Origin of the sequence: Azospirillum sp. B506 (genome assembly GCF_000333595.1) — a bacterium.
GTDB lineage: Bacteria > Pseudomonadota > Alphaproteobacteria > Azospirillales > Azospirillaceae > Azospirillum.
Window position 1 is genome coordinate 1 of the sequence record NZ_BADK01001089.1, and the last position, 1,162, is coordinate 1,162.

At 68.6% G+C, this 1,162-nt stretch carries 2 protein-coding genes; both read right to left on the bottom strand.

The features are described from left to right. Positions 1-717: ATP-binding cassette domain-containing protein (locus I71_RS33595; protein ID WP_042704522.1), on the bottom strand; the 717-nt coding region annotated here is incomplete at its 3' end. Positions 718-734: 17 nt separating this feature from the next. Further along, positions 735-1,162, bottom strand: a 428-nt coding sequence (locus tag I71_RS33600) for a BMP family protein (RefSeq protein ID WP_042704520.1), incomplete at its 5' end; no start/stop codon positions are given.

Genomic DNA, 1,162 nt, shown 5'->3' on the forward strand with positions numbered 1-1,162 from the left:
TTTCGCCCGGTCTTTCGAGGCGGTGGCGTGGGTGGCGACCAGCTTGCCGGCGCGCAGGACGGCGACGGTGTCGCTGGCGGCGAAGACCTCGTTCATCTTGTGGCTGATGAAAACCACGGCCAGCCCGTCGGCGGTCAGCCGGCGCAGGGTCTCGAACAGCCCGGCCGATTCCTGCGGCGTCAGCACCGCGGTCGGCTCGTCCAGGATCAGGATGCGGGCGTCGCGGTAGAGCGCCTTCAGAATCTCCGCCCGCTGACGCTCACCGACCGACAGCTCACCGACCAGCGCGTCCGGCCGCACCTCCAACCCGAAGCGCTGGGACAGGTCGAGCAACCGGCGGCGGGCGGCGCCCCGGTCGGAGCGCCATCGCCACAGCGATTCGGTGCCGACGGCGATGTTGTCCAGCACCGACAGATTGTCCGCCAGCGTGAAATGCTGGTGGACCATGCCGATGCCGGCCGCCAGCGCTGCGCGGGGAGAACCCGGCGGCAGCGGGCGGCCGAACGCCTCGATGCTGCCCTCGTCGGCGACGTAATGGCCGAAGAGGATGTTCATCAGGGTGGTCTTGCCGGCGCCATTCTCGCCAAGCAGCGCCAGCACCTCGCCGGCGCGGAGCGTCAGCGAGATGCCGTCGTTGGCGAGCAGCGGGCCGAACCGCTTGGAAATGCCGGCGAGCCGGAGGACAACCTCCGGCCCGCCTGTCACGGGAGATGACATCGGGGATGCGCCGGGCGTCACATCGTCGACTTCGGCTCGGCGTCGTTGACCTTCACGGTGAACTTGCCGTCGCGGATCTGCTGCTCGCGCTCCTTGACCTTCGCCTTGATGGCGTCGGGAACCTTCGACTCGAAGGTGCCGAGCGGCGCCAGGCTGGAACCCTTGTGCGCCATCATGCTGTAGGGGCCGTAATCCTCGGCCTTGTAGGTGCCGGCCTTCACCGCGGCGATGGCGCGTTCCACCGACGGCTCCATGTGCCAGAGCGCGCTGGCGACGACGGTTTCGGGATATTGCGGCTGGGTGTCGATGACGTTGCCGATGGCCAGAACCTTGCGCTCCTTGGCGGCGTCGGACACGCCGAAGCGCTCGGCGTACATCACGTCGGCGCCGCGGTCGATCATGGCGAAGGCGGCTTCCTTGGCCTTGGGCGGATCGAACCAGGAGC